Annotated in this window: 1 protein-coding gene; it reads left to right on the top strand. The window is 56.7% G+C overall.

What is annotated here, in order from left to right:
• Positions 1-45 precede the first annotated feature (45 nt).
• The gene (locus HYE77_RS32360; RefSeq protein WP_177070604.1) at positions 46-1,065 is read left to right on the top strand and encodes an IS30 family transposase; all 1,020 of its coding nucleotides are present in this window, start codon (positions 46-48) and stop codon (positions 1,063-1,065) included.
• Positions 1,066-1,092: the final 27 nt, after the last annotated feature.

The raw sequence follows: 1,092 nt of genomic DNA, 5'->3' as shown, positions 1-1,092 counted from the left end.
GGCGGTCTCAAGGACCAAGTGCAACACCTGATGTAAGGTGTTGCCATGCCAACGAAGTACACACATCTCAGCACTGAGGAGCGCGTCGCCATCATGGTGATGCAGCTTCAACAACTCACTCTTCGAGCTATCGCCGTTTTGCTCAGGCGTCATCCCAGTACCATTAGCCGTGAGATCAGGCGGCACAGCCAACTGGGGCGATACGATTCAGCTCACGCCGCAAGCCGGGCGCGAGTGCTACGTCACAAGCCGCGCCGTCAGTCTCGCTTGTGCTCTGGCTCTGAGCTGTTCCAAGTGATCATAGAAATGTTGCGCATTGGCTGGTCACCCCAGCAAATCGCCAGCAGACTACGCCGTATCTGGCCCGATCACCCCGAGCGATATGTGAGTCACGAAACCATCTACCTGGCAATTTATGCCTATCCGCGAGGCGAGTTGAAACGCCAGCTCATCAGCTACTTGCGCCAAGGTAAAGGCAAGCGTCGCCCGCGAACCCAGAGTGCCATACGTCGAGAGCGCTATCCTGCTGAGCTCAGCATCCACTTGCGTCCACCAGAGGTCGCTGATCGCCTTGTTCTAGGACACTGGGAAAGCGACCTGATCATCGGGGCCAACAATCGCTCTGCTGTCGCCACGATGGTTGAGCGCACCAGCCGTTACGTAATCTTGGCAAAACTCGACGCACCGACCGCCGATGCAGCCGCTCAAGCCATTACCAGAGAGATGTCGCGGATGGCGCCATCATTGCTGAAAACCATGACGCACGACCAAGGCAGTGAAATGGCCCGTCACGCCGAAATCACGGCCCACACCGGCCTGAAGATCTACTTTGCAGATCCGCACAGCCCATGGCAGCGCGGCAGCAATGAAAACACCAATGGCTTGCTGCGCCAGTATTTGCCAAAAGGCACGGATCTCTCTCTGGTCACCCAGGAGCGACTGGACGAAATTGCCGACTTGCTGAACACTCGGCCACGCCAAACGCTGGGCTGGAAATTTCCGGTCGAAGTACTGGTTGAATACCTTCAGCTATTAGCGAGCAACAAGCTCGAAACCATCAACTGACTGTTGCACTTGGAACCTGAGACCGCC

Source organism: Pseudomonas sp. IPO3774 (assembly GCF_013386835.1).
Classification (GTDB): Bacteria; Pseudomonadota; Gammaproteobacteria; order Pseudomonadales; family Pseudomonadaceae; genus Aquipseudomonas.
The sequence above is the reverse complement of the archived record's forward strand: the minus strand, read 5'-3'. Positions and strand labels throughout refer to the sequence as shown.

Coding starts and splice junctions, on each gene's coding strand:
- HYE77_RS32360 (WP_177070604.1), top strand. CDS start 46: ATGCCAACGAAGTACACACATCTCAGCACTGAGGAGCGCGTCGCCATC.